Annotated in this window: 23 protein-coding genes; 9 read left to right on the top strand and 14 right to left on the bottom strand. The window is 58.3% G+C overall.

From position 1 onward, the window contains the following. Positions 1–64: 64 nt before the first annotated feature. Positions 65–1,432, top strand: a complete 1,368-nt coding sequence (locus BLQ24_RS03955; RefSeq protein ID WP_090162895.1) for a glycoside-pentoside-hexuronide (GPH):cation symporter — start codon at positions 65–67, stop codon at positions 1,430–1,432. Positions 1,433–1,455: 23 nt separating this feature from the next. Beyond that, on the top strand, positions 1,456–3,930 hold the full coding sequence (locus tag BLQ24_RS03950) for an alpha-galactosidase (RefSeq protein WP_090162893.1): 2,475 nt from the start codon (positions 1,456–1,458) through the stop codon (positions 3,928–3,930). A 6-nt stretch (positions 3,931–3,936) separates the two neighbouring features. On the opposite strand, the gene BLQ24_RS03945 is transcribed toward BLQ24_RS03950, so the two are convergent. The 3 genes from BLQ24_RS03945 to BLQ24_RS03935 all read right to left on the bottom strand — a co-directional run bounded on the left by BLQ24_RS03945 (position 3,937) and on the right by BLQ24_RS03935 (position 7,909). Then, entirely contained in the window at positions 3,937–5,538 is a 1,602-nt protein-coding gene (locus BLQ24_RS03945) for a UDP-glucose--hexose-1-phosphate uridylyltransferase (RefSeq protein ID WP_090162891.1), read from the bottom strand. Between the two features lie 25 nt (positions 5,539–5,563). Further along, positions 5,564–6,562, bottom strand: a complete 999-nt coding sequence (gene galE, locus BLQ24_RS03940; RefSeq protein WP_090162889.1) for a UDP-glucose 4-epimerase GalE — start codon at positions 6,560–6,562, stop codon at positions 5,564–5,566. Between the two features lie 69 nt (positions 6,563–6,631). Further along, the gene (locus BLQ24_RS03935; protein WP_173452345.1) at positions 6,632–7,909 is read right to left on the bottom strand and encodes a galactokinase; all 1,278 of its coding nucleotides are present in this window, start codon (positions 7,907–7,909) and stop codon (positions 6,632–6,634) included. A 317-nt stretch (positions 7,910–8,226) separates the two neighbouring features. On the opposite strand from BLQ24_RS03935, the gene BLQ24_RS03930 reads away from it, so the two are divergent. Both BLQ24_RS03930 and BLQ24_RS03925 read left to right on the top strand, forming a co-directional pair. Then, positions 8,227–9,255, top strand: a complete 1,029-nt coding sequence (locus BLQ24_RS03930) for a 3-deoxy-7-phosphoheptulonate synthase (protein WP_090162885.1) — start codon at positions 8,227–8,229, stop codon at positions 9,253–9,255. Positions 9,256–9,425: 170 nt separating this feature from the next. Beyond that, positions 9,426–10,343, top strand: a complete 918-nt coding sequence (locus BLQ24_RS03925; RefSeq protein ID WP_090163005.1) for a carbon-nitrogen hydrolase family protein — start codon at positions 9,426–9,428, stop codon at positions 10,341–10,343. 179 nt (positions 10,344–10,522) lie between these two features. On the opposite strand, the gene BLQ24_RS03915 is transcribed toward BLQ24_RS03925, so the two are convergent. The 11 genes from BLQ24_RS03915 to BLQ24_RS03865 form a co-directional block, all read right to left on the bottom strand. Next, positions 10,523–10,963, bottom strand: a complete 441-nt coding sequence (locus BLQ24_RS03915; RefSeq protein WP_090162880.1) for an MFS transporter — start codon at positions 10,961–10,963, stop codon at positions 10,523–10,525. Between the two features lie 98 nt (positions 10,964–11,061). Next, complete coding sequence (folE, locus tag BLQ24_RS03910) at positions 11,062–11,658, bottom strand: GTP cyclohydrolase I (RefSeq protein ID WP_090163003.1); 597 nt, start codon at positions 11,656–11,658, stop codon at positions 11,062–11,064. 46 nt (positions 11,659–11,704) lie between these two features. Then, positions 11,705–12,370 carry a radical SAM protein gene (locus tag BLQ24_RS03905; RefSeq protein WP_090162879.1) on the bottom strand — a complete coding sequence of 222 codons (666 nt, stop codon included), beginning with the start codon at positions 12,368–12,370 and terminating at the stop codon, positions 11,705–11,707. Then, positions 12,360–12,692, bottom strand: a complete 333-nt coding sequence (gene queD, locus BLQ24_RS03900) for a 6-carboxytetrahydropterin synthase QueD (protein ID WP_090162877.1) — start codon at positions 12,690–12,692, stop codon at positions 12,360–12,362. The genes BLQ24_RS03905 and queD overlap by 11 nt, the downstream gene beginning before the upstream one ends. Before the next feature lie 21 nt (positions 12,693–12,713). Next, positions 12,714–13,415: a 7-cyano-7-deazaguanine synthase QueC gene (gene queC, locus BLQ24_RS03895; RefSeq protein WP_173558062.1), complete on the bottom strand. Its 702-nt coding sequence runs from the start codon at positions 13,413–13,415 to the stop codon at positions 12,714–12,716. A 201-nt stretch (positions 13,416–13,616) separates the two neighbouring features. Next, a complete protein-coding gene (gene queF / locus BLQ24_RS03890) occupies positions 13,617–14,099 on the bottom strand; it encodes a preQ(1) synthase (protein WP_090162875.1) in 483 nt (160 codons plus the stop codon). Between the two features lie 61 nt (positions 14,100–14,160). After that, complete coding sequence (locus tag BLQ24_RS03885; RefSeq protein WP_090162873.1) at positions 14,161–14,526, bottom strand: metal-dependent transcriptional regulator; 366 nt, start codon at positions 14,524–14,526, stop codon at positions 14,161–14,163. 97 nt (positions 14,527–14,623) lie between these two features. Further along, positions 14,624–16,984: a ferrous iron transport protein B gene (feoB, locus tag BLQ24_RS03880; protein WP_090162871.1), complete on the bottom strand. Its 2,361-nt coding sequence runs from the start codon at positions 16,982–16,984 to the stop codon at positions 14,624–14,626. Between the two features lie 343 nt (positions 16,985–17,327). Further along, positions 17,328–18,509: an iron-containing alcohol dehydrogenase gene (locus tag BLQ24_RS03875; protein ID WP_090162869.1), complete on the bottom strand. Its 1,182-nt coding sequence runs from the start codon at positions 18,507–18,509 to the stop codon at positions 17,328–17,330. A 13-nt stretch (positions 18,510–18,522) separates the two neighbouring features. Further along, complete coding sequence (locus BLQ24_RS03870) at positions 18,523–19,743, bottom strand: homocysteine S-methyltransferase family protein (protein ID WP_090162867.1); 1,221 nt, start codon at positions 19,741–19,743, stop codon at positions 18,523–18,525. Between the two features lie 2 nt (positions 19,744–19,745). Beyond that, positions 19,746–21,374, bottom strand: a complete 1,629-nt coding sequence (locus BLQ24_RS03865) for an ASKHA domain-containing protein (RefSeq protein WP_090162865.1) — start codon at positions 21,372–21,374, stop codon at positions 19,746–19,748. Positions 21,375–21,535: 161 nt separating this feature from the next. Here BLQ24_RS03865 and BLQ24_RS03860 point away from each other — a divergent pair, with 161 nt between their 5' ends. The 5 genes from BLQ24_RS03860 to BLQ24_RS03835 all read left to right on the top strand — a co-directional run bounded on the left by BLQ24_RS03860 (position 21,536) and on the right by BLQ24_RS03835 (position 26,174). Beyond that, a complete protein-coding gene (locus tag BLQ24_RS03860; protein WP_090162863.1) occupies positions 21,536–22,072 on the top strand; it encodes a DUF2284 domain-containing protein in 537 nt (178 codons plus the stop codon). A gap of 67 nt (positions 22,073–22,139) precedes the next feature. Then, positions 22,140–23,930, top strand: coding sequence for a cobalamin-dependent protein (locus BLQ24_RS10470; protein WP_336433257.1), 1,791 nt, complete (start codon positions 22,140–22,142; stop codon positions 23,928–23,930). Between the two features lie 133 nt (positions 23,931–24,063). Then, entirely contained in the window at positions 24,064–24,477 is a 414-nt protein-coding gene (gene ndk, locus BLQ24_RS03845; RefSeq protein WP_090162861.1) for a nucleoside-diphosphate kinase, read from the top strand. After that, a complete protein-coding gene (locus BLQ24_RS03840) occupies positions 24,478–25,671 on the top strand; it encodes an AI-2E family transporter (RefSeq protein WP_090162860.1) in 1,194 nt (397 codons plus the stop codon). Beyond that, positions 25,671–26,174, top strand: coding sequence for an NUDIX hydrolase (locus BLQ24_RS03835; RefSeq protein WP_090162858.1), 504 nt, complete (start codon positions 25,671–25,673; stop codon positions 26,172–26,174). The genes BLQ24_RS03840 and BLQ24_RS03835 overlap by 1 nt, the downstream gene beginning before the upstream one ends. Positions 26,175–26,656: the final 482 nt, after the last annotated feature.

Genomic DNA, 26,656 nt, shown 5'->3' with positions numbered 1-26,656 from the left:
CCCGGCCGCAGGCTCCCACGGATGCCCGGTCCGGCCCGCCAATTTACATCGAAAGGACTGACCAATGAGACTGACCACCAGCGAAAAAGCCTCCTACGGACTGGGTGCCGTAGGAAAAGATATGGTATACATGCTTTCTTCCAACTATGTGCTTTACTATTACCAGGATATTCTCGGCGTTTCCGCCATCACAATGGGCATCATTCTGATGGCCGCCCGGATTTTCGACGCCTTCAATGATCCGGTCATGGGCGTCATCGTGGCAAAGACCCGCACCCGCTGGGGACGGTTCCGTCCGTGGCTCATGATCGGCACACTCACCAACGCCCTGGTGCTGTTTCTGATGTTTTCCGCTCCCCCGGCGCTGGACGGCCGGGGCCTGGTTGCCTACGCCGCCGTATTCTACATCCTCTGGGGCATGACCTACACGATGATGGACATTCCGTTCTGGTCCATGATTCCGGCTTTCACCGAAAGCGGAAAGGAGCGGGAAAACCTGTCCACCCTGGCCCGCTCCTGCGCCGGACTGGGGGATGCGCTCATCACCATCATTACCATCAAGTGCGTGATCGCCCTGGGCCGGGGCGACGAGCGCAGCGGATTCCGCCTCTTCGCACTGATCATCGCCGTGCTGTTCATCCTGTTCACCACCGTTACATGTCTGAAAATCAGAGAAAAATCCACCGTGGATGTGGAATCCCCTTCCGTCAGACAGATGTTCCGGGCACTGATCCAGAACGATCAGGCCATGACTGTGGTGCTGGTGATCGTACTGGTCAACTGCTCCCTGTATGTCACTTCCAACCTGCTGATCTACTTCTTCAAGTACGATATGGGCGGTGCGAAATGGAGCGACAGTTACACCCTCTTCAACACCTTCGGCGGGGGCGTTCAGATCCTCTCCATGATGATATTCTTCCCGTTGTTCCGCCGGTTCATGAACACCATACGGGTGTTCTACACCAGCCTCACGCTGGCCATGGCCGGATACGGTATTCTGCTGATCATGATGATGTCCGGCGTCAACCAGCTCTATCCCCTGCTGGCCCCGGCATTTCTCATCTTCCTGGCCTTCGGCATGCTCACCGTCCTGACCACGGTGTTTCTGGCCAATACCGTGGATTACGGGGAACTCAGAAACGGCCGGCGGGATGAATCGGTCATCTTCTCCATGCAGACCTTCGTGGTGAAACTGGCCTCCGGCATTTCCGCCATGCTGGCCGCAGTCTGCCTGCAGATCTTCCGGATCAGCCGGGATACCGCAGCCGCCTCCGGTACCCTCAGCGCCGCATCCCTCAACGGTCTCCGCATGACCATGACCCTGCTTCCGATCGCCGGCCTGTTCCTGGCGTTCATCGTTTTCCGGAGGAAATTCATCCTCACCGACCGGAAACTGGAGGAAATCACGGCGGAACTGAAATCCCGGGCATAACGCCCTTTCCAAGGAGAGAAATCATGATACAGACCACCGACAACTGCTTCGTTCTTTGCACGGACCACACCACATATGCCTTCCGTGTCCTTCCCCCCGGCCATCTGGAGCATCTGTATTACGGTCCCCGCATCCGCACGGATCATCCGGAGGATCTGGCCCCGCTGATCCGGACCCCGGTATTCCCTTCCGGCAACACCAATGTCTACAGCGAAGAATACAGCAATTATTCTCTGGAAGACCTCGCCCTGGAAATGAGCGCCGACGGGAAGGGCGATATCCGTGCGCCGTTTCTGGCCCTGACCCACGGGGACGGTTCCACCACCTCAGACTTCCTGTACCGGTCCTTCGCCGTGACGGAGGGTGTTCGGCCCATGCACAGTCTTCCCCAGGCAGGGATGACAAAAGAAAACCGTTTCCGGTCATCTGACGGCAGCATCGAGACGCTGACCGTCACCCTGCAGGATGCCGAATACGGACTGTATCTGGACCTGATCTGGACCGTCTTCCCGGACTGCGACGTCATCACCCGCCGGGCGGTGCTGCGAAATGAAAGCAGTGATCCGGTCACCATCCGTCAGATCGCTTCCCTGCAGATCGATTTCCCGGACCCGGATTACACGGTCAGCACCTTCACCGGCGGCTGGGCATCCGAAATGGAACGGACGGACTTCCGCCCGGTGCCTTCCGCCCGCATTGAAAACGCTTCCTTCACCGGCACCAGTTCCAGCCGGGCGAACCCGTTTCTGATGCTCTCCGCCCGGGGCGCCGGAGAAACCTGGGGCAGAGTATACGGATTCAACCTGGTCTACAGCGGAAACCATGCGGAAGTGCTGGAAACCTCCCGTTCCGGCATTCTTCGTCTCCGGACCGGCATCAATCCCCGGGGGTTCCGCTGGTTTCTCCCGCCCGGGGACTTCTTCGAGACCCCGGAGGCGATGATGACCTGCTCCGGCGAGGGCGCCGGAGGAATGAGCCGGAACATGCACCGGTTCATCCGGCAGTATATTCTTCCGCCGGCCTGGCGCAGCCGGCCCCGGCCGGTGCTGCTGAACACCTGGGAAGCCGACTATTTCAACGTCAGTGAGCGAACGGTGCTGCGGCAGGCGAAACTGGCAAAAAAAGCCGGCATCGAGCTTCTGGTCATCGATGACGGCTGGTTCGGCCACCGGGAGGATGACACCTCCTCCCTGGGGGACTGGACGGTGAACCGGAAGAAATTCCCCGGGGGACTCCGTCCGCTTTCCGAGAAACTCCGGCGCATGGGGCTGGAACTGGGCATATGGACAGAGCCGGAGATGATCAGCCGTGACAGCGACCTGTTCCGGCAGCACCCGGACTGGGCCCTCCGGATTCCGGGACATCCCCACAGCGAAGGCCGCCGCCAGATGATTCTGGATCTGACCCGGTCCGATGTGCAGGAATACCTGATTGAGACGATATCCCATCTGCTGCGTTCCGCCCGGATTTCCTATGTAAAATGGGACATGAACCGGACCTTCTCGGACATCTACTCCCGGTCGCTTCCTGCGGACAGGCAGGGGGAAGTGCTGCACCGGTATATGATCGGTCTGTACCGATGTCTGGATATACTGACCCGGCGCTTCCCGGAGATTCTCTTCGAGGGATGCGCCGCCGGCGGCAACCGGGCGGACCCGGGCATGCTGTGCTATTTCCCCCAGATCTGGGGAAGTGATAATACCGATCCGCTGTGCCGGACGGTGATCCAGCAGGGATACAGCTACGGATACCCGCTTTCCTGCATCAGCGCCCATGTCTCCGCATCCCCGAACCACCAGACCCTGCGCCGCTCCCCGCTGCACGCCCGGTTTGCGGCTGCCGCCTTCGGCCTTATGGGATATGAACTGAACCTTCCGGACCTCACCGGGGAAGAGCGAAACGAGATAGAAGAGCAGATCCGGTTCTACAAGGAATGGCGGGATGTCTTCTTCCAGGGGGACTTCTACCGCACTGCTCCGGCTCCGTCCCCGGCGGGGCCCGGCACCCGGTACCCGGCGGAATCCGCAGGGATCCTGTCCCCTGTGTCCTCCAATTATGTGCAGTGGACGGTGGTTTCGGAGGACCGCCTCCGGGCTGTTCATCTGGTATTCCAGAAGCGGACGATCCCCAATCATCAGCCCCTCCGCATGACACCCCGGGGACTGGATCCCGAGAAGCGGTATCGTGTCCGCAATCTGCCAGTGAAATACGACATCCGGAATTTCGGAACCCTGGTCAATACTGCATCACCGGTCCATATCCGGCCCGGATCCCTGGCAGAGCGGGCAGCGGCCCGTTTCGTGAAACTGCCCGGCGAACGGGAGGACCTCACCTGCGGAGGCGATGTTCTGCTGCAGGCCGGCATGAAACTGGCACCCGGATTCGCCGGCGTCGGCCTGTCCGATCAGGTGCGCATCTTCCTGGACTGTGATGCTCGTCTCTATCTGATCGAGGCAGCGGATGACGGAAAAGAAGAAGCAGAACACAACGAAAAGTGAGAAAGGTCAGCGGAGGGAATCGAGAAAACGATCGAATCCTTCCCGGCCTTTTTTTGTATACTTAAACACCCCGGCACATTCCAGAACCTTTGCGAAAACAATGCCGATTTCTTCCTGCACGGCTTCGTGCAGCCTTTCCCGAAGCAGGGAACCACCCTGATCCGGTCCGTCCTTTCCGCCACTTACCGCAGCCCCCCGCTCTGGATTGATTCCCCGGGCAGCGATCCAGGATTCCGCCCAGTCCGCATGCGCCTTCGTCCGTTCCGATTCCCGCAGATCCTGCCCGCACAGGATCCGGTCCTCCAGCTCGGCCATCTCCTGCTTCAGCCGCGCCGGCAGCACAGCCAGCCCCATCACTTCGATCAGGCCGATATTCTCCTTCTTGATGTGATGGTATTCCGGATGGGGGTGGAAATACCCCAGCGGATATTCCTTTGTGGTGATGTTGTTCCGCAGCACCAGATCCAGTTCGTATTTTCCTTCCCGCATGCGGGCAATCGGTGTGATGGTATTGTGGGATTTTCCCTCCGTCTCATGATAGATGAAGCAGGCCGGGTCGTCGTAGCTGCGCCAGGCGGTCAGAACCCGTTCCGCCGCCCGGGCCAGATCGCCCGCAGATTCCGAACGCAGCCGGATCGTGCTGAGGGGCCACCGGATGATGCCCGCCTCCACATTCTCCGCCCCGGGGATTTCGAAATGCTTCTCGTACGGCGCCCGGACCATAGGAAATTCGTATCCCCCGCCCTGGAAATGATCGTGACTCAGAATGGATCCGCCGACGATGGGCAGATCCGCATTGGATCCGGCCGTGTAGTGGGGGAACTGGCGGACGAAGTCCAGCAGTTTCCGGAATGTTCCTCCGTTGATCACCATCGGGATATGCTTTTCGTTCAGAATGATGCAGTGTTCATTGTAGTAAACATAAGGGGAATACTGCAGGTAGTAGGATTCCCCGTCCAGAATCAGCGGGATGATCCGGTGGTTCTGCCGGGCGGGATGGGTCAGATGACCCGCATATCCTTCGTTTTCCATACAGAGGGCACAGGCCGGATACCCGGATTTTTTTGCCTTCCCCGCTGCCGCAATATCCCGGGGATCCTTCTCCGGCTTCGACAGGTTGATGGTGATGTCCAGGGCCCCGAATTCCGTTTCCGCTTTCCACTTCACATCCTTCCGGATCCGGTCCCGGCGAATATAATTCGTGTCCGTGCTGAAACGGTAGAACCAGTCCGTTGCCGTCTTCGGAGAAACCCTGTATTTCTCCCGGAACCGCCGCCGGACTACGGAAGGCGGCGGTGTCAGGCAGCCCATCACACAGGTATCGAAGAGATCCCGGGACACAGCAGTGTCCTGCTCCAGAACCCCGTTTTCTGCGGCCCATTCCGTCATATCCCGGAGAATATCTGCGACTTCCCGCGGGGATTCTGCTTCCGCCGTCTCCGGATTACCGGGCTGATAATCCTTCTGCCGGAACACTTCCAGCAGGCGGTTGACGGTATACACTGAATCCGCCGGGTCCACCAGTCCTGTACGGATCCCGTAGGCAGCAAGCTCCCCGATCAGTTCCGATATCCGTTTCTCTGTTTTCTGTTCTGTCTTCTCTTCCATTTCTCCTCCGTCCTGCTTCTTTCCCTCACTGCGCCCGGCCGCCGTACCCGTTCGGGTGAGACTGATGCCACTTCCATGCCGTGGAGATGATGGTTTCCAGGTCGTCGAACTGCGGATCCCATCCCAGAATCTCCTTTGCCTTGGCGGAGGAGGCGATCAGGGTGGAAGGGTCTCCCGCCCGGCGGGCTTCCTCTGTGGCCGGAATCGGATGGCCGGTCACCTTCCGGGCTGTTTCAATCACCTCCCGGACAGAAAATCCGACCCCGTTTCCCAGGTTGAAGATATCACTCTTTCCCCCCTCCCGGAGGTACCGGAGCGCCCGGATGTGGGCCTGGGCCAGATCCGAAACATGGATATAATCCCGGACGCAGGTGCCGTCCGGCGTATCATAGTCTGTTCCGAAAATGGCGATGTGGTCCCGCTGCCCCAGCGGAACCTGGAGGATCAGCGGAATCAGATGGGTTTCCGGATCATGCGCTTCTCCGATCTGTCCGTTTGGATGGGCTCCGCAGGCATTGAAATACCGCAGAGAAACGTAGCGGAGATTGTGAGCCTGGCCGGTCCAGTGGAACATTTTCTCCATGGAAAGTTTCGTTTCTCCGTAGGTATTCGTCGGAGCCGTCCGGTCGGTCTCCAGAATCGGAATCCGCTCCGGCTCCCCGTAGGTCGCCGCCGTGGAGGAGAACACGATCTTGTCCACCCCGTGAGCCACCATACTCTCCAGCAGCGTCTCCGTGCCGCAGAGATTATTATTGTAATACTTCAGCGGCCTGGTCATACTCTCTCCCACCTGGGAGAAAGCCGCGAAGTGGATCACCCCGTCGATGTCCTCCCGGTCGAAAACCGAATCAATGAAGGCTCTGTCCCGGATATCCCCCCGGTAGAATTTCGCCTTCGGATGAACCGCTTCCCGGAATCCGGTGAGAAGGTCGTCCGCCACCACCACATCTTCTCCCTTGTCGATTAATTCATACACGGTATGGGAACCGATATATCCGGCTCCGCCCAGAACCAAAACACTCATTCTCTGATGCTCCTTCCTGATTTTTCATTGATTTCCGCTTATTTCCAGTTTCCCTGCATTTCCGTTTCCTTACAGCATGCGCAGACAGCCGTATTTCCGAATCCTGAAGATCCGGCACGACCCGGGCCCCAGAATCTGGTCCATGGTCTCCCGGTATTTGTCCGCCATTTCCCGGCGCACGAACGCCTGAATGGTGCCCGCAAATCCGCCGCCGTGCACCCGGCTGACGCCCTGAGAGCCGAGGATCTGGTCACTGACCGCCAGCGCCACCGCCACCGGCTGGTCCGCCGGATCCCTCCCCGTACTGACATTCTGCAGATACTTCCAGGAGGAATCCCCGGATTCCCGGACGAGATCCAGAAAACGGGGATAGTCTCCGGCTTCCAGCGCCTGCACTTCTTCTTCCGCCCGGGCCGTTTCACCGACGAAATGCATGGCCCGGAGAAATGCCCGGTCTCCGCACTTCTCCCGGATTTCCCGGGCCTCATTCAGCAGATCCCCCATAACAATATCCCGGAGAACCGGTTCTCCGAAGAAGTCCGCCACCTGCTTCATCTCCCGGGGAACCGCGGCGAAATCTTCGGTCAGATCAGCATGGGACCCGCCGGTCGCTGTAATCGCCACCGCATAGGGCATTTCCCCGGGATCCGTCTGAACCCGGTGAATCTCCGGTTCCTCCGGATCGAAAAAGTCGAAACCACAAAGACCGCCCACCGCACAGGCCAGCTGATCCATCAATCCGCAGGGTTTCCCGAAATACACATTCTCCGCAAACTGACCGATTTTCGCCAGTTCCGCCGGTGAAATCTCTCCCCGGTTGAACAGCTGTGAAACCATCAGTCCCGTCAGAATCTCGAAGGCCGCCGAAGAAGATAGCCCGGATCCCCCGGGCACGTCGCCGGAAACATAGGCATCGAATCCCCCGGCCCGGTAACCTCTGTCCGCCGCTCCTTTCAGCACCCCCCGGACCAGCGCTTCCGTCCTTCCGGTTTCCTCGACTTTCCGTTCCGTTTCACGCAGAGAAACAATGAATTCCCCGTACCCCCGGGAATAGATCCGCACCCGGTCCGAACCGTTCGGCGCCGCCGCAGCGATCATATCCGCATCTACCGCTGCCGCCAGGACCTTTCCCCACTGATGGTCTGTATGGTTGCCCCCGATCTCCGTTCGGCCGGGAGCGCTGAACAGCCCCATATCCTCCCGGTTCCCGAACCGTTCTGAAAACCGCTTCACCACATCCTGATACCGGTCCGTCTGCTCTTCCGCCCCGGCCGGCCCGTACACATCCTCCAGTTTTCTCCGAAAGGCCTCTGTCTTCACAGCACTTTCCAATTCCGATCGATTCATTCCGTCCCCTTTTTTGTCTATCATATAACATGCGGCATCGTTCCTGCCCGGAATTTCCCGGATGCCTTATTATACCATACCCCGCTTCCCCGGCTGCATTTTCAGAAGGACAAAAACAGACCGGGCCGGCGTTCTCCCATCCCTCCAGCTGCCTTCCTGCGCCAAAAGAGGGATCACCACCAATTCGAAACCAAAAACATTGTGCATCATCACAATTTCACTGGAAAGCCGCCGCTTCACCTGCTATACTATTGGAATAGTGCGATTCTGCGCACGATCAGTTAATGAATACCAATCTAATGATTCAGGAGTATATGATGGGCACAACATTTTTCAGAAAACTGCCGACACCGAAGGAACTGAAGGCAGAATTCCCGATTGAAGAGTCCCTGGCGAAGATCCGGGATGAACGGGCGAAGGAGATCGCCGGGATTTTCGAAGGAAAGAGCGATAAATTTCTGCTGATCATCGGTCCATGTTCCGCCGATAACGAAGACGCCGTTCTGGACTACATGACCCGGCTCCGGAAAGTTGCCGACGAAGTCAGCGAGAAGATCTTCATCATTCCGAGAGTTTACACAAACAAGCCGAGAACGGTGGGCCTGGGGTACAAGGGAATGCTCCACCAGCCGGATCCGGAGAAACCGGAAGACATGCTGGCCGGCATCATCGCCATCCGCGATCTGCACACCCGGGTTCTGCGGGAAACCGGATTCACCTGCGCCGATGAGATGCTGTACAGTGAGAACCACCGCTATCTGTCCGACCTGCTGGGTTACGTCGCCATCGGCGCCCGCTCCGTTGAGGATCAGCAGCACCGGCTGGTTGCCAGCGGTGTCACGATTCCGGCAGGAATGAAAAACCCGACGGCGGGAGACCTGTCCGTCATGATGAATTCCATCATCGCCGCCCAGGCGCCTCACACATTCATCTACCGCGGATGGGAGGTCCAGTCCTCCGGAAATCCGCTGGCCCACGCAATTCTGCGGGGTTATGTGGACCGGTACGGCAGAAGCCTGCCGAACTACCACTACGAGGACCTGCGCATGGTTCTGGATGCCTACCAGGAGAAGGAACTGCAGAACCCTGCGGTGATTGTGGATGCGAACCACGCTAATTCCGGAAAACAGTATCTGGAGCAGAGCCGGATCTGCAAGGATATTCTGCACAGCCGGGATCATTCGGAAGACATCCGCAAGCTGGTGAAGGGGGTCATGGTGGAAAGCTACCTGGTGGACGGCCGGCAGGACATCGGCTGCGGCACCTACGGACAGTCTATTACCGATCCGTGCATCGGCTGGGAGAAGACAGAAAAACTCATCCACGACCTGGCAGATCTTCTGTAAGAGCGAATTCAGATCGGGAATGCGCATCCTGCATCCGGAAATTTTTTTCGGATGCAGGGGAAATCAATTCCCTCCCGGCCCGAAATCGGTTACAGTAGAGATACAGGATTTTACAGAAACAGATTCCCTGTTTCCACCCAGATACCATGCTGCTGCAGGAGGAGGTAACCGTGAGAGATCTCAGAAACAACCTTAGAGTCGCCGTTGTACAGGCGGAGCCGGCACTGTTCGACCAGAAAACCTGTCTGGAGAAGGCGCTGAAGAAAATCGAGGAATGTGCCGAGAACGGCGCAGAACTGGTGGTTTTCCCGGAGCTCTATATTCCGGGATATCCGTTCGGAATGAATTTCGGCTTTGCGACCGGCTGCCGGAACGCCCCGGGACGGGAGGACTGGAAACGATACTATGACAATTCCCTGCTGGCGGACGGCCCGGAGATCGGTCAGCTGTGCGATGCGGCGAAGAAACACGGGATTTACCTCAGCATGGGGTACTCCGAACGGGACGGGGTTACCGGAACCCTCTATAATTCCAATGTCATGATCGATCCGGAAGGCCGCCGGATGAACCACCGGAAACTGAAACCTACCGGCAGTGAACGGCTGGTGTGGGGAGATGCCAACCGGGATTATTTCCCGGTGATGGACACGCCCTGGGGGCCGATGGGCTGCCTCATCTGCTGGGAGAGCTACATGCCTCTGGCCCGTGTGGCGCTTTATGAACAGGGTATTTCTCTGTACATCTCCGCAAATACGAATGACAACCCGGAGTGGCAGGACACCATCCGGCACATCGCCATCGAAGGCCACTGCTACTTCATCAACGCAGATCTGCTGATCACCAAGGCATCCTACCCGAAGGATCTGAATGAAATTCATGCGCTGGACGACCGGCCGGACATTCTCTGCCGGGGCGGCAGCTGCATCATCGATCCGTTCGGCCACCTGGTCAGCGAATGCATCTGGGATGAGGAAGCCGTGATCTACGCCGATCTGGATATGCAGAAGGTCCCTGCCTCCAAGATGGAGCACGACGTGTGCGGCCATTACGCCCGGCCGGATGTGCTTCGGTTCGACTTCGACCGTTAAACACCTGCCGCCGAACTTCGATGATCCGGTGCGCCATCAGCCGGCCGGACAGAAACCCGGGGCAGCCGGAAAGCAGAATCCTGCTTCCCGGCTGCCCCGGATTTTTTTGTCTTCCCCGAAAACGGAAAAATCCCGCACACTCGCTCTGAGTGTGCGGGACTTCGATGCCTGTGCTTCTTCTATCTGTGTTTCTTCTTCCGCTGCTGCGCCTTCCACTGGTTATTTCTCCGGCGCTTCTGCTGCGCATTCATCGGCTGGCCGCCGCCCGTTCCTTCTCCGTTCCGGTCCCGGTTGATATCATTCTTCCGGGGATCGTAGTATCGGGAATCCGGTGAATTCGTGGCCAGAGGGCTCAGGAAGAACCAGGCCGCCAGAACATAGATTCCCATCAGAACAACCATCTCATAGATCGTGTTTTCCTTGCACCACTGATCCAGGCCCGGATACTGGGCCCGCAGAAAATCCACCAGCCGGCTCACCAGCAGGACGATGGCCACGAAGTTGAAGGATCCCAGAATCCGCTGTTTCCCCAGATCCCCCTGTTTCTCAAATACAAAAAAGAAATATGTTGCGCCGATGACGAACACCGCCAGCGCGATCAATATAATCATATTCAGCATTGCAGTTCCTCCTGCGCATCTTGAAATCGTTTCATGCCGCCGAGACAGTATTATATCATCGAAAGTGTTCCTCTGCATCTTTTTTCGGCGGAAAGAAACTACCCGATCTGCATCTGCATCAGCAGACGGCTCTGGAGCCCCGGGTCCGACTCGAAGCGGCCCCGGAAGGTGGTGGTCACCGTTTCGGAACCCGGCTTCCGGATGCCCCGGGCCGTCATGCAGGAGTGGCATCCGTGAATCACCACCGCCACATCCTCGGTGCCCGCAGCCATGCCGATGATCTCTGCGATGTCGGCCCCCAGCCGTTCCTGCAGCTGCAGCCGCTTCGCCGCCATATCCGCAATCCGGGCGATCTTCGAAAGGCCCAGCACCCGTCCCCGGGGCAGATACGCCACAGAGACCTTCATGTCATACATCAGGGCCAGATGATGCTCACAGTAGGAAAATACATCAATATCCTTCACCAGCACCATGTCCGATGCCGGATCCCGCCCGGTCTCCCGGGGGAAGGTCTTTCCGTATTTTTTTGCAATTTCCTCGTTTGTGAATTTCTCGCCGGCCAGAACCTCTTCACACATTCTGGCCACCCGGGAAGGGGTTTCCCGGAGTCCTTCCCGCTCCGGATCCTCTCCTACCGCTTCCAGAAACAATCTGACCGCCTGCTTGATTTTCTCGTGGTCCATTTTCCGTTCCATATTCATCGCCTCTGCTCCACGCCCTGTTCTTCTAAGTGCCGTTCCTCTATACTCCCCGCTCTTCCGGGTCCCAGATCACCTTGTGCAGCTGCACCTGAACCCGGATCTTCTCGGTATCCATCCCGGAATCCGCCAGGGATTTCAGGAAATCCACCAGCTGCTCCGGCCGGACCTTCCCGAATACCGGGCTCAGATAGACCCAGCACCGGAGGGAATGTTCTTCCAGCACCCGGCGAACCTCGTCGAAATCCGACGCTTCGCAGACAAACTTCAGCACGTCCCCCTCCCGGAGGAGCTCCGGGTTTTCCGGAAGCATGGCCTCTTCCATACCGCTCCCCGGACATTTCCAGTCCATGGTGATCATGACCCCCGGCTTCTGATACGGCCTGACCGGCACCGACCCGTTGGTTTCGATGTTCACCAGATGACCCTCCTCCAGAAGTGCGTCGATCAGTTCTTCCGCCCCCGGATGAACCAGCGGTTCCCCGCCGGTCAGCGTCACATGACGGTATCCGATCCGCCGTACCTTAGCCAGAATCTCCGGAATCGTCATCTCCCGGCCGTCTCCCGCTTCCAGCGCATATCCCGTGTCACAGTAGGAGCAGCGCAGATTGCATCCTGCCAGGCGGATGAAACAGGCCAGACCTCCCGCCGTCAGACCTTCCCCGTCAATACTTCCGAAAATTTCATTGACTGTCAGACTAACGCTCATACTCCGCCGTGTTCCCTTCGCTCTCCTTCACCCGGACCAGATAACATTTCTCTCCCAGCTGGTCCGCAATCCATTTCGCTATATTCTCTGCCGTCGGATTGACGTCCAGCACTTCATTCAGAAACCGGTGATCCAGCCGGTCCTTCACCCGCTGTTTGATCAGGGTAAAGTCACAGACCATTCCGTTTTCGTCCAGTTTCTCACTCTGCATGTACACATCGATCATCCAGTTGTGTCCGTGAATACGGGAGCATTTACTTTCATAATTCAGATCCAGGCGGTGCGCCGCACTGATCTCCAGCCTCTTGTGTATCCGATACATAATCCCTCTCCTCTTTGTCTTCTACAGCGCCGGGTCCTTCACACCGTTTGCTGCGAATGCCGCCGCCCGGTCAATGCAGGTGCCGCAGGTGCCGCAGGGCTTGTCCCCGCCTTCGTAGCAGCTCCAGGTCAGTTCATAGGGCGTGCCCAGTTCCAGACCCCGGCGGACCACCCCGGCCTTGTTCAGACCGACAAAGGGTGCCCGGAGGTGGACGTTCCCGTACGTGCCGATGGAAATGGCCTGCTCCATCGCATCCGTAAATTCCACACTGCAGTCCGCATAGGCGTTGCCCGCCGCATCGTCCGCATGGGCGCCCAGGTAAATGTCGCAGAGATCATCCGGATACAGGGACTGGGCCAGACTGGCCGCCGCCGAAAGCATCAGCCCGTTCCGGAACGGCACGTAGGTGGAAACCTTTCCTTCCCCGTTTTCCTTCACCTGCTCTGCGTAGGACTTGTGCTCGATCTCCTGGTCCGAATGGGCCAGCAGGGAACAATCAGAATACTGCAGCACATTGGAAAGATCCAGTTCATAATGCTGCACACCGTAGAATGCTGCCACCTGCCGGGCCGCCTCCAGTTCCTTCCGGTGCTTCTGTCCATAAAAAACCGATACGGTGGAAACGTTCTCCGCTCCCAGCTCATCCACCGCCACCGATACGCAGGTGGAAGAATCCACACCGCCGCTGGAGAGTACCAGCGCCTTCTTCATTTTCTTCTCCATATACGAAAAAAAGTGCCCCCCGATCACTGCCATCCGGCTGCAATCGGGGCACACCCCATGAAGGAGCCGTGCCGCCGGCACCGCTCCCGGATTTCTATGCGTTTTCCCCTTAGTTTTTTACAGTTGGATGGTCTCGAACAACTTGCCGGCTGCGCCGGCGATTCAATTTTCAATTTTTCTTTTCAGGCTCCGCCTGCCGGATCAGAAACTCCGATCCGCTGTCTCTGCGAACAGGCGCTGCTCCGCCATTTCCTCATACTTCGTTCCCGGCCTGCCGTATGCGGCAGTCGGCCAGATGGAAATGCCGCCCCGGGGACGGAAAATCCCCCGGACTTCCGCGAACTTGGGATCCATCAGCTTCACCAGATCGTTCAGAATGATGTTGCAGCAGTCCTCATGGAAGTCGCCGTGATTCCGGAAACTGAACAGATACAGCTTCAGAGACTTGGATTCCACCAGGTAGCCGTCCGGAATGTACCGGATCACCAGCTTGCCGAAATCCGGCTGGCCGGTTTTCGGGCAAAGAGTTGTGAACTCCGGACAGTTCAGTGTCACCATATAATCCCGGTACGGATGCTTATTCGGAAATCGCTCCAGGAGATCCGGCTCGTAATCATAGGAATAACGGGTGTGCTGATTTCCCAGCAGCGTTACCCCTTCCAGTTCTTCTTTCGTTCTGCTCATGGTTTCCTCCCTCTCAGAATACCTATTCTATCGGCTCATTTCCGGAATGTCAACTGCCATCCTACTGGAACATCTTCTTCACTTTCAGGAAGGAATCGTAGCTGATGCCGTGTTCCATGGCACAGGCCTCCACATCGGCGATCTCTTCCGCCACGCCGGCTTCCTTCAGCTTTTTCAGAAAGAAGGTGTGTTTTTCGTAGGTCTGGGAAGCGATGCGCCGGCCTTTCTCCGTGAGATGCAGGAACTTGTTCTGATCCGTTTCCAGATACCCGTCCTTCACCATGCGGGAAACCGCCACACTGACCGAAGGTTTCGTAATGTCCAGGTATTCCGCCACATCCACCGAGCGGCAGTACCCTTTTTCCTCTGTCAGAACCAGGATCGCCTCCAGGTAGTTCTCACCGGATTCATGGGATTTCGCTCTCATATCATATACCTTCCTCTCGTTGTTCCCGGGCATGCCTGGGGTGCGCCGCCTCATGCGGACCGCCGCATCCCTTGATTTCCCGGCCTTTCCTTCGGTCTTACGCCATGCCCAGCGCCATGCCGATCAGACGGACGGCGAAGGCACAGACCCAGGCCACAGCACACTGGAACAGCACCATGCCGATGCCCCATTTCCATCCCAGCTCCCGCTTCACGGATGTAATCGCCGCCACACACGGCGTATAAAGCAGGCAGAACACCAGGGCGCTGGCCGCTGTCAGCGTGGTCATGGAATGAACCATTCCCGCAGCGCCGCCGTACAGCACATTCAGAGTTGCCACCACACTCTCCTTCGCCATGAATCCGGAAATCAGCGCCGTGGACATCTTCCAGTTGCCGAATCCCAGCGGTGCGAATATCGGCGCAATGAGACCGGCTACCGCCGCCAGGATGCTGCCGGAGGAGTCCGGCGTCACCCGAAGGTGCAGGTCGAAGGTCTGCAGGAACCAGATCACAATCGTTGCGGCGAAAATAACGGTGAACGCCCGCTGCAGGAAATCCTTTGCCTTATCCCACATGAGGCGGAGCACATTGCGGCCGCTTGGCAGTCTGTAATTCGGCAGCTCCATGACGAATGGCACAGCCTCTCCCCGGAACACCGTTCCCTTGGACACCAGTGCGGTGAGGATGCCCACCAGAATGCCCAGAAGATAGAGCCCCACCATGATCAGCGCCCCTTTTCCCGGAAAGAATGCCGCTGTGAAGAAGCCGTAGATCGGCAGCTTCGCCGAGCAGCTCATGAATGGAGTCAGCATGATGGTCATCTTCCGGTCCCGCTCTGAAGGCAGGGTCCGGCTGGCCATGACCCCCGGCACCGTGCAGCCGAATCCCACCAGCATAGGCACAATGCTGCGGCCGGACAGCCCGATCTTCCGGAGAATCTTATCCATCACGAAAGCCACCCGGGCCATATATCCGCTGTCCTCCAGCAGGGACAGGAAGAAAAACAGGGTGACGATAATCGGCACAAAACTCAGGACGCTTCCCACGCCCCCGAAAATGCCGTCTGTGACCAGCGACTGGATCACCGGAGAGACATGAACCGCTGTCATGGCTGCGGCTGCTGCGTGTCCCAGAGCGTCGATCCCCGCTGCCACCAGATCCTGCAGCTTCGCACCGATCACATTGAACGTGAGCCAGAACACCGTCCCCATGATGCCGATGAAGGCCGGAATGGCCGTGAACCGTCCGGTCAGGATCCGGTCCAGTTTTCGGCTCCGGGCATGCTCCCGGCTCTCTCCCGGTTTGATCACCGTCTCCCGGGCCAGATTCTGAATGAAGGCGAACCGCATGTCAGCGATGGCCGCTGTGGCGTCCAGTCCCCGTTCGTCCTCCATCTGCCGGATAATATGGGCGATGGTCTGTTTCTCATTGATATCCAGAGAGAGCGCATTCATGACCCGTTCGTCCCCCTCCACCAGTTTGGTTGCGGCAAAACGAATCGGCAGCCCGGCCGCCTTCGCATGATCCTCGATCAGATGCATGATGCTGTGAAGGCAGCGGTGCACTGCACCGCCGTTCTCGTCCTCCCGGCAGAAATCCTGTCTGCCGGGGCGTTCCTGATTCTTCGCCACGTGCATTGCGTGGGCGATGAGTTCATCGATGCCCTGGTTCTTCGCAGCGGAAATCGGCACCACCGGAATGCCCAGCATATCTTCCATGCGGTTGATGTCGATGGATCCCCCGTTGCCCTGGACCTCGTCCATCATGTTCAGGGCCAGCACCATCGGCACATTCAGTTCCATCAGCTGCATGGTCAGATACAGATTCCGTTCAATATTCGTGGCATCCACGATGTTGATGATGCCGGTGGGATGCTCCTCCAGAATGAACTTTCTGGAAACCAGTTCTTCACTGCTGTAGGGAGAGAGGGAGTAGATCCCCGGCAGATCCACCACCTTCGTCATGCTGTTTCCCCGGATGGGACCGCTCTTCTGGTCCACCGTAACCCCCGGGAAATTTCCCACATGCTGGTTGGAACCCGTCAGCTGATTGAAGAGGGTGGTCTTGCCGCAGTTCTGATTTCCGGCCAGTGCGAAGGTCAGTACCTGATCATCCGGAAGCGGGTCCGCATCTGCCTTCACATGATAACGGCCCCCCTCTCCCAGCCCCGGGTGCTCCGTTTCCATGTCGACAGATGCCTTCGGTTCTGCTTCCGGCAGTTCTCCCTCCCGGAGCGGTTCCACATCGATGCGGGCGGCATCATCCATCCGGAGCGTCAGCTCGTAACCGTGGATCATGATTTCCATCGGATCTCCCATCGGTGCCAGCTTGATCATTTCCACATCGGCTCCCGGGATCAGACCCATATCCAGAAAATGCTGGCGGAGTTCCCCTTCTCCGCCGACTGCAGCGATTCTTCCCCGTTCACCGATTTTCAGATTTCGTAATGTCTTCACGTTTTCTGTCCCTTCTGTATTGTTCCACGCAAATCCTTCCTTCGATTTGGTACTATTCCCAAATTACCCCGGAGATAAACACCTGTCAACCGTATGCAATCCATTACCGGCTGATTTACTATGAATTTATCGAAACCAATACCGGTTCACAATGCAAAATATTGGTAAGTTGTTACTAATCACAAAGTCGGGAAGAATGAAAAAGGAAGCATCGAGGGCACCGGGCAGAGAACCGGAAGCGGGGGCGGACCGGAGGCCGCCCTTCTCCGGTTCTGCCGGACCCCCAGGACAGACAGATCTGCCGGATTATCCGTGTCTTCCGGATCTGCGCCATGTCCCGGATCTACCGGAAGGATCTCCGATAGATCTCCTCACAGTCTTCGTCTGTCATCGGATACCGGTCCTTCGTGAACTGCGGCGCCATCACTGTCTTCGCATTCTGCACAAACTTCGGCAGTTCTTCCGGCGTGATGCCGTAATCGGACATTTTCAGATCATCTACGCCGCAGGCCCTCTGCAGATCCGCCAGTGCATCCAGAAGCTCCTCCGGTTTCTCCGCATCCCGCCGGCCCAGTGCCCGGGCCATGCGGACGAATCGTTCGTCGCAGACATGCTTCTGAATGAAATACCGGAAGTACTCCAGCGATATCATGATGAGGCCGGCGCCGTGGGGCAGAGCGGTGTGATAGGCGCTCATGGCGTGCTCCATTCCGTGTTCACTGGTGGTGCCGGTGATGATCATGGAATAGCCTCCCATCGTGTTCGCATAGGCCACATTCGCTCTGGCTTCCAGATCACTTCCATCCTTCACCGCCCGTTCCAGGTACGCACCAATCTTTTCTATGGCGCTTTCCTGAATCATGTCTCCCATGAAGTTCGCCGCATTGGAGATGTACCCCTCCATATTGTGGAACAACGCATCGAATCCCTGATAGGCGGTGAACTTCGGCGGCACCGTCACCATCAATTCCGGGTCCACAATGGCATAGACCGGGAACATGTGACGGACCCGGCCGATCCCCACCTTTTCCCGGGTCTTGGGATTGGTGATGACACCCCAGCTGTCCACCTCGGATCCGGTGCCGGCGGAAGTGGTGATCATGATCGTCGGAAGGGACGGAATGTCCAGGGGTTTCCGGCGGCCGGTGGCACCCGGCGCATAATCCCACAGGTCGTCCCCCGGCATGACAGCGAATGCCGCCATAACCTTCGCCGCATCCATGACGGAACCGCCTCCCAGCGCCACCACCATGTCACATCCCTGCGCCCGGGCCAGCCGGGCACCGGCTTCCACCACCGGTTTCTCCGGATTCGGTCCCACCCGGTCGAACAGCACCACTTCCACGCCGGCCATCCTAAGCTGTTCCTCTGTCCGGTCCAGAGACCCGTTCGCCCGGGCGGACTTCCCGTCAGAAATCACCAGCAGCGCTTTCTTCCCCGGCATTTCCAGCGTATGCAGCGTATTCAATTTTCCCGGTCCGAAGACCAGTTCTGTGGGATCGAACCATCTGAAATCCTTTGTCATATATTCTCCTTCCTTAATAGATCAATCCATATTTCTCCGCCAGCGGACGCAGTGTCTCCTCCGGCAGATTTCCGTTGTACATGGCCCGGCCCTGGTACACCCGAAGAGCCGCTTCCAGAACCCCGGCATCCTCCGACGTCAGACAGAGAGGTTTCGTGATACCGCTCTGGCAGTCTGCCAGATACTCCGCATCGATTTTCGAGGATACCGCCACAGACACCAGAGGCATGTCGGACTCCATCTCATCCTCCAGCTGTTCCGCCAGGTCCGGTCCCGCAGGGATCGGCGCAGGCACCGGGACATCCGGATCCACAGGGAATACCTGCTTCTCTGTCGCCAGAGGCAGCTTCCCGTCCAGTGCCCAGGGCAGAGGTTTCGCCGGCATCACGCCCTCCAGCTTCTCCCGGATCCGGGCGATGTGGTCCGGCGAAGTGCCGCAGCATCCGCCGAACAGAGCCACCCCCGCCTGAGCCATTTCCTCTATGTGCGCCGTGAATTCCTCCGGATCGCATTCATAGACGGTCTTTCCATCCCGGATTTTCGGCATCCCCGCATTCGGCTTGGCCATAAGCGGCACCTCCGCATAGGGGCGCATGCGCCGGAATTGTTTCAGCAGCTCACCCGGCCCCACGGAACAGTTCAGGCCGAACGCATCCACGCCCATGCCCTGGAAGATCGTCACCAGGGCGGTCACGTCCGACCCCATCAGCGTCTGTCCCGACTCGTCACAGGTGAAAGAGATGATCACCGGTTTCCGGCTGACTTCCCGGATGGCCAGAAGTGCGGCCCGGGCGTCGGATACCGTCATCAGCGTTTCCACAATGAAGAGGTCCACACCGGCTTCTTCCAGAGCCGCCGCCTGTTCCCGGTACACTTCTGTCAGATCTTCGAAGGACATGTCCCCCAGAGGCGCCAGGAACTTCCCGGTGGGCGCCATATCCCCGGCTACCAGCGCCCGGCCTTCGGCTGTTTCCCTGGTGAGAGCCGCCAGACGCCGGTTATATTCTTCCACCTGATTGAAAATTCCGTTCTCCTCCAGCTTCACCCGGTTCGCACCGAAAGTCGGCGTGAAGAGGATCCGGCTTCCGGCCCGGAGATATTCCTCCTGGAGTGCCTTCAATTCTCCGGGATGCTCCAGCACCCATTTCTCCGTGCATTCGCGGCCGTCATACCCCCTCAGCTGAAGCTGGGTGCCGGTAGCCCCGTCCAATAGATACGGGCTGTATAGTTCCATGGTTATTCTTCCTTTCCGAACGACATCTGTTCCATATATTCCTCATTAAATGCGGCATTTCCCGACAGTTCCAGGTAGTGACACTGCCGGGCGATGCTCATGAGCTGAATCCGGCTTCCTTCCTCCAGCAGCGCTTCCCGGGCCCCTTCCAGAGAGGCGTTTCCCAGATAGGTGATGCGGTCTCTGAGCCCTTCCGGAATCATCCCGACTGCGCAGGCGGAATCCGGATTCAGATGACGGCCGAATCCCCCGGCGATGTACATCTGCCGGATGTCCTGTTCCCGGGCCCGTACGGTCCGCATCATCACCCGGATCCCCGCCATGATCGCCGCCTTGGCCAGCTGCAGTTTCCGCACATCCCCGGCGGTCAGGCCCACCCGGTGACCCGCATCCAGCCAGAATGCGCCGTTTCCGTTCTCATCTTCCGTGAGACGGCGGCACAGAGGTTCCGGCGCACCGCCTGCCCGGGCCGCTCCCGGAGGCAGCATCCGGCCTCCGGCGTTCACGATGCCGGTCCGAAGCAGCACAGCCAGAAGATCAATCAGTCCCGAGCCGCAGATCCCCTTCGGCGGCTCGCCCCGGATGGTATCGAAGATGATGTCCCTTCCGTCCGGGGTCAGCACAACCCGGTTCACTGCCCCGGCGGTGCTGGTCATGCCGCAGGTGAGTTCTCCGCCTTCAAAAGCCGGACCGGAAGCGACCGAACAGCATACCAGTCCGGTCTGTCCCCCCAGCGCCATTTCTCCATTGGTTCCCACATCCAGAAACAGATACCGGCCCGGCTGCTTCCGGGCATCCGCTGCCAGAAGGCCGGCCACAATGTCCCCGCCCACATATCCGGAGGCACAGGGAGCGAGCCGGACCGTAAGCCCGGGCCAGCAGACCGGGTTCTCCGCCGGCAGATCCCAGCTTCCCCCATCCAGCGCTGTTCCGTCCAGAAACAATGTCTCCGGACGGAACGGCGCCGATGCAATGCTCACCGGAGAAAGACCGGCGAAGATATGCTGCATGATCGTATTTCCCGCCAGACTCATCTCCGTGACCCGGTCTTCCGGGATCTCCGCTTCCCGGCAGATCTCCCGCATCATATCGAAAATCTGCCGCCGGATGCAGACGGTCAGCTCTTCTAACCCGTCTTCGTGCTCCTGAATATACTGAATCCGGGAGATAACGTCCGCCCCGTAAACCGACTGCCGGTTCCGGCCGCTGCGCTGTCCGGCCTGCCGTCCCTCCGTCAGGGAATAGAGTTCCGTCACCACTGTGGTGGTACCCAGATCCACACAGACACCGTACCGGTCTTCGGCCCCGCCCTCCTTCTTCCGCCGGGGCAGGGGAATCACCGGCGAACCGCTTTCTCTTCCGCCGGTTTCCACATCCATGGAATCACCGTCATCCTCCGGCAGAAGAATCCGGCGGATCGAATCCGAGAAAACCGTCTGACAGGCGAGCACCGATTCCCGGGCAGCGTCCTTCCCTTCCAGAACCACCCGGCACTTCCCGCAGGTCCCCTTCCCGCCGCAGACGGCATTCACGAAGAATCCGCCCCGGCGCAGCGCTTCCAGCAGATTTTCCCCCGGCCAGATCGTGAGTTCCGTTTCCGTCCCATTCTGTGTGACCCATGCGCTTGACATGCAAAAAATCCTTTCCTATAATCGTAATAATTGGTGTATCACACTAACTATTTCATGATTTACTGTACCCGACTAATATATTATTCTACTACATCGCCGAAACCGGTTGCAAGACTTGTCTCTCTTCTGCCGGAAATGCGAAGCGAGATCGGAGGCACATATTGGACCATCAGAAGCTGCTGCAGCTGGCGGAACAGGCCGGATTCGAACACAGCGGAGAACTGAATATCGAGGCGCTGGTGCTCCGGCAGGAGGTACGGGATATGTGTGCGGACAACACCTGCCGCAGGTACGGAAAATGCTGGAGCTGCCCGCCGGCCTGCGGATCGCTGGAAGCAATCCGCCGCCGGATCCGGAAATATACCGGCGGCATCCTGCTCCAGACCACCCGGACCCTCCGGGATGATTTCGACGTGAAGACCATGCTCCGGGCGGAACAGATTCACAAGGACCGGTTCCACACTCTCTCCCGCCAGGCCCGGATCCTGTACCCGGACTGCCTGCCCATGGCAGCCGGCTCCTGCACGATCTGCCAGCAGTGTACCTACCCGGACCGGCCCTGCCGGTTTCCGGACCGGATGTTTCCCTCCATGGAAGCCTGCGGTCTGGTGATCAACGATGTGTGCCGGGACTCCGGCATGCCCTATGATTACGGTGCCGGAACGATCACCTATACATCCTGCATCCTGACCTGCTGAGCGGGAAGCCGGGGGAGCGGCCGCCTGCCCTGTAATTTTTTGTCGCTGAAAGGAAACACGAAAGAAAATGATGACACCGAAGGAACTTTTCCTCGAACTTCTGAAGAAAGACGGAAGGCCGGACCGCATTCTCCGGCAGTATGAAGCATTGAATATGGTCATGTACGACCCGATCAACACGTACCTGCGGGGCAACCGGGTGCGGGGCTCCGTGAGCCGGGACCGCTGGGGAACGGTCATCGACTTCCCGGAGGATGCGCCGGGGGCCATGCCTCACGTCACCGAGGAGACCAAGGTGGTGAAGGATATCACCCGCTGGCGGGAATTTGCGAAGGCACCGGATCTGTCCGTCTGTGCCGGCGGGGACTGGGAAGCCTGCCGGGAGAAAGCCCGGGCCATGGATCCCCGGGGCGAGAAACTGGTCACCGGCTTCATGGGCACCGGCATTTTCGAACAGTGCCACTTCCTGATTCCCTTCACCGATGTACTGACATATCTGTACGAATATCCCCGGGAGATGCATGAACTGATCGACTATATCCTGCAGTACCGGCTCCGGTATGTGAAGATGCTGATCGACGGGCTTCATCCGGATGCCATCCTGTCCCATGACGACTGGGGGGCAAAGGATGCACTGTTCTTCCGGCCGGAAATGTGGCGGGAATTTTTCAAGGAACCTTACCGGACTTTTTATGGATACATCCGCTCCCGGGGGGTCATCACCATCCACCACTCGGACTCCTATCTGGTGCCGATTCTGGATGACATGGCAGAAATCGGCATTCAGGTGTGGCAGGGAGCACTGCCGGAGAACGACATCCCGACCCAGCTCCGCCGCATGCGGGGTTCCATGGTGTTCATGGGCGGCATCGGTGCGGCCGTGGACCGGCAGGATGCTTCGCCGGAGGAGATCCGTTCCTACGTGTCCCGCACCCTGGAAACCTGCTGCCCTCTGGGCCATTTCATCCCTTCCATCACCTATGGTGTTCCGGGTGCGGTGTATCCCCAGGTGGATCCGGTCATTGACGAGACCATTGAAGAATACAACCGTTCCCCGCACTTCCCTCATACGACAGCGCCCCTTCCGGCCCGGCGCCGCCGGTCTGTGCCTCTTCCAGGCGCCGGGAATGTACCGGCAGCTCCGGCGGATGCCCCGGCATCAGAACCTGCCCGGGGGAAGCATGCTCTGACCCCGGAGGAATACCTCAAGGAGATCGCTTCGGCGCTCCGGGAGGGCAAAAAAAAGCGGGTGACCGCTCTGACCGCCCGCGCCCTGGACGCCGGTGTCGATCCCCGTTCCATCCTCAGCGACGGGCTGGTGGCCGGCATGACCGCCGTGGGCGAAGACTTTTCCTGCGGCCGGGTGTTCGTTCCGGAAATGCTCATGGCGGCCCGCTGCATGAACGCAGCCACCGAACTCCTGAAGCCTCGTCTGGCGGCGGGGGCTTCGGAAGATACGGACAACCGTCCGGCCGGAACCGTGTGTCTCGGCACCGTGAAAGGGGATCTGCACGACATCGGGAAGAATCTGGTGAAGATCATGATGGAAGGCCAGGGCCTCCACGTGGTGGACCTGGGGACGGACGTTCCGGCGGAATCCTTTGTCCAAGCGGCGGTGGATCACCATGCGGACATCATCGGATGCTCCGCCCTGCTCACCACCAGCATGGATGAAATGCGTCAAGTGGTCCGTCTGGTCCGGGCGGACCACCGGCTGGACAATGTGAAAATCCTGGTGGGCGGAGCGCCGGTGACCCAGGAATACTGTGACGAAATCGGTGCGGACTGTTATACTGAAGATGCGGCATCCGCCGCCCGGGCAGCCGCAGTGATGCTGTCGGGAGAAGAAAGCGCCTGAGGGGAAGAAGCAGAACAGGAACGATTTCCGGCGGCGGAAATTCTCCTTGCGCTGAGCAGAGCAGAAACCGGATTTCCGGAAGCGGAAATTCTTCCGCTGCGAAAAACATGCGAATAACAATGGAGGTATCAGAATGGGAATGGAACGTACGTATATTATGCTGAAGCCGGATTGTGTGAACCGGGGACTTATGGGAGAAGTCATCCGCCGCATCGAGCAGAAGGGCTTCCGCATCACTGCCATGAAAATGATGATGCTGGATGAACCGATCCTGCGGGAGCACTACGCTCATATCGCCGATCAGCCCTGGTTTCCGGAAACCCTGGAATACATGACCTCCGGACCGGTGGTGGCCATGATCGTGGAAGGAAAATATGCCATTTCCGGCATGCGGAAACTGATGGGGAAAACGAAATACCAGGACGCAGAACCGGGAACTATCCGGGGCGATTTCGCAGAATCCACCACCCGCAACATCATCCACGGCTCTGATTCAGAGGAAAACGCGAAGATCGAGATCCGCCGCTTCTTCGGTGAGGACGCCTAAATGAAAAAACAGATCAGACAATATTTCCCTCTGGCACTGCTGGCGTTCCTGGTCTACCTGGCGGTACACTACTGGGCGGGAATCGAGAAACTGGCAGGAGTGTTCTTCTCGGCGGTGACGCCGCTTCTGGCGGGATGCTTCATCGCCTATGCGGTGAACATCCTCATGAGTTGGTTCGAAAGACAGTACAGCCGTCTGTTCCGCAGCGAGCGGGCCCTGCGCTTCCGCCGGGGAATCTGCATTCTGCTGGCATTCCTGACCCTGCTGGCCATCATCACCGCAGCCATGGGAATCATGATTCCCCGCCTGACCGGAAGCCTGGGTCATATTGTCACCAGACTGGGAATCCTGCTGGAACAGCTGGCCGCATTCCTGGACGGCAGCAGCGCAACCCGCAGTGCGGGAACCTATATCCGGGACAATGTCCTGCCCCTGCTGACCGTCCACCCGGAGCAGGTTGCCGAGAAAGTAGGAAAATTCCTGACCAACGGCTCCTCCGGCCTGAATCAGGGACTGATCCGGGCAGCGAAACAGGCCCTGTCCCTCCTGGGAACCCTGGGCGTCGGACTGTTCTTCGCGATCTACATCCTGGCAGGCAAGGAGCGGCTGGCCGCTCAGATCTCCCGCCTGCTCAGAGCCTGGTTCCCCCGCTTCAGTGAAAAACTGTTCCGCATATTGGGCATCTTCAACGAAAGTTACCACAACTTCATCGTGGGACAGGTGAAGGATGCCTGTGTCCTGGGGATCATGTGCTGCGCCGGCATGCTGATCCTGCGCATGCCGAACGCCGTAACCATTGCACTGATCATCGCCCTGACGGCACTCGTCCCGATTGTCGGTGCCCTGGTGGGGGCCGCTGCCGGCGCCGTGCTGATCTTCGCCGATTCCCCCATGAAGGCACTGATATTCCTGATCTTCTTCGTCATCATCCAGCAGGTCGACAACAACGTCACCTACCCCCGGATCGTGGGATCCTCCATCGGGCTTCCGGGCATCTGGGTGCTGGCCGCCGTCACCATCGGCGGCGGCGTCTTCGGCGTTCTGGGCATGCTCTTCTTCGTGCCCTTCTTCTCAGCGGTCTACCAGATCGTGAAGTCGGATGTAAAACGCCGGGAAACTGCCGCCGGCCCGGCGGTGAGTCCGTTACCACAGAACACGCATAACACATCACCAAACAACAGACAGGAGAAATAATGGAACTCTGGGATATCTACGACGAAAACAAACAGCCCACAGGCCGCACCATGGTCCGGGACGACTGGAATATGAAAGACGACGAATTCCATCTGACCGTCCAGGCGGCAATCATGCGTCCCGACGGCCGCTTCCTCATCACCCGGCGAAAACTCACAAAATCCTGGGGCGCCGGCTGGTGGGAAGTTTCCGGCGGCGGCGTCCTTGCCGGAGAAACGTCCCGGGAGGCCGTGATCCGGGAGGTCCGGGAGGAGACCGGCCTGGATGTCACATCGGCAAAAAGCGATCTCGCCTTCACCTACCGGCGGGACAACCACGAAGAGAAAAACAACTATTTCGTCGACGTCTACCGCTTCGAACTGGACTTCGACGAATCCAATGTCACCGTCCAGGAAGAAGAGGTCGAAGAGTTCCGCCTGGCCACCCCGGAGGAGATCCGTGCACTGGGCGAACAGGGCATCTTCAACCACTACAGCAGCATCCGCCGGGTGTTCGGGCTATAGCTCCGGCGGACCGATTCTGGGAAATGGCGGCGGCCGGGCGAACTGCCGGCCGGGGCGCTGGACACAATTTGGTGTGTATGGCGTGTATACTGTATGAAAAAGGTGCGGATTTGTCCTTTTAGTCCTTTTTCGCAGGCAAAACCCGATGCAGAAGGTGCGAAAACAAAAGAAAAACCCGATTAATCTTTTCCAGCCTTCCCCGAAGGTGCGATATGCGGATAAAGCGGATTTTCGCACCCGATCAGGACGGAAAATTGTATACAATTCGGATGTGCTGGACAAAAAATAACCCGGCTTTCGATCGGTCTGGCGTGATACAGTAAAATTGTAATTAGGTCGTTCATTTTGATATAATCACCGTAATATCAGTAACATCGAAAGGAGCACCTAATGTATGATATCGATCCTGAATTAAGGGAAAAGATCGTTCAGCTTCACGTCCAGGAAGGACGAACGTTCAAAAGTCTAAGTGACGAATTCGG

The organism is Eubacterium pyruvativorans, from assembly GCF_900102225.1.
Taxonomy (GTDB): Bacteria; Bacillota; Clostridia; order Peptostreptococcales; family Anaerovoracaceae; genus Aminicella; species Aminicella pyruvativorans.
The sequence above is the reverse complement of the archived record's forward strand: the minus strand, read 5'-3'. Positions and strand labels throughout refer to the sequence as shown.

Excerpts from the sequence above, each read along its gene's own strand:
- BLQ24_RS03955 (WP_090162895.1), top strand. The coding sequence starts at position 65 with ATGAGACTGACCACCAGCGAAAAAGCCTCCTACGGACTGGGTGCCGTA.
- BLQ24_RS03950 (WP_090162893.1), top strand. The coding sequence starts at position 1,456 with ATGATACAGACCACCGACAACTGCTTCGTTCTTTGCACGGACCACACC.
- BLQ24_RS03945 (WP_090162891.1), bottom strand. The coding sequence starts at position 5,538 with ATGGAAGAGAAGACAGAACAGAAAACAGAGAAACGGATATCGGAACTG.
- galE (WP_090162889.1), bottom strand. The coding sequence starts at position 6,562 with ATGAGTGTTTTGGTTCTGGGCGGAGCCGGATATATCGGTTCCCATACC.
- BLQ24_RS03935 (WP_173452345.1), bottom strand. The coding sequence starts at position 7,909 with ATGAATCGATCGGAATTGGAAAGTGCTGTGAAGACAGAGGCCTTTCGG.
- BLQ24_RS03930 (WP_090162885.1), top strand. The coding sequence starts at position 8,227 with ATGGGCACAACATTTTTCAGAAAACTGCCGACACCGAAGGAACTGAAG.
- BLQ24_RS03915 (WP_090162880.1), bottom strand. The coding sequence starts at position 10,963 with ATGCTGAATATGATTATATTGATCGCGCTGGCGGTGTTCGTCATCGGC.
- folE (WP_090163003.1), bottom strand. The coding sequence starts at position 11,658 with ATGGAACGGAAAATGGACCACGAGAAAATCAAGCAGGCGGTCAGATTG.
- BLQ24_RS03905 (WP_090162879.1), bottom strand. The coding sequence starts at position 12,370 with ATGAGCGTTAGTCTGACAGTCAATGAAATTTTCGGAAGTATTGACGGG.
- queD (WP_090162877.1), bottom strand. The coding sequence starts at position 12,692 with ATGTATCGGATACACAAGAGGCTGGAGATCAGTGCGGCGCACCGCCTG.
- queC (WP_173558062.1), bottom strand. The coding sequence starts at position 13,415 with ATGGAGAAGAAAATGAAGAAGGCGCTGGTACTCTCCAGCGGCGGTGTG.
- queF (WP_090162875.1), bottom strand. The coding sequence starts at position 14,099 with ATGAGCAGAACGAAAGAAGAACTGGAAGGGGTAACGCTGCTGGGAAAT.
- BLQ24_RS03885 (WP_090162873.1), bottom strand. The coding sequence starts at position 14,526 with ATGAGAGCGAAATCCCATGAATCCGGTGAGAACTACCTGGAGGCGATC.
- BLQ24_RS03875 (WP_090162869.1), bottom strand. The coding sequence starts at position 18,509 with ATGACAAAGGATTTCAGATGGTTCGATCCCACAGAACTGGTCTTCGGA.
- BLQ24_RS03870 (WP_090162867.1), bottom strand. The coding sequence starts at position 19,743 with ATGGAACTATACAGCCCGTATCTATTGGACGGGGCTACCGGCACCCAG.
- BLQ24_RS03865 (WP_090162865.1), bottom strand. The coding sequence starts at position 21,374 with ATGTCAAGCGCATGGGTCACACAGAATGGGACGGAAACGGAACTCACG.
- BLQ24_RS10470 (WP_336433257.1), top strand. The coding sequence starts at position 22,140 with ATGATGACACCGAAGGAACTTTTCCTCGAACTTCTGAAGAAAGACGGA.
- ndk (WP_090162861.1), top strand. The coding sequence starts at position 24,064 with ATGGGAATGGAACGTACGTATATTATGCTGAAGCCGGATTGTGTGAAC.
- BLQ24_RS03840 (WP_090162860.1), top strand. The coding sequence starts at position 24,478 with ATGAAAAAACAGATCAGACAATATTTCCCTCTGGCACTGCTGGCGTTC.
- BLQ24_RS03835 (WP_090162858.1), top strand. The coding sequence starts at position 25,671 with ATGGAACTCTGGGATATCTACGACGAAAACAAACAGCCCACAGGCCGC.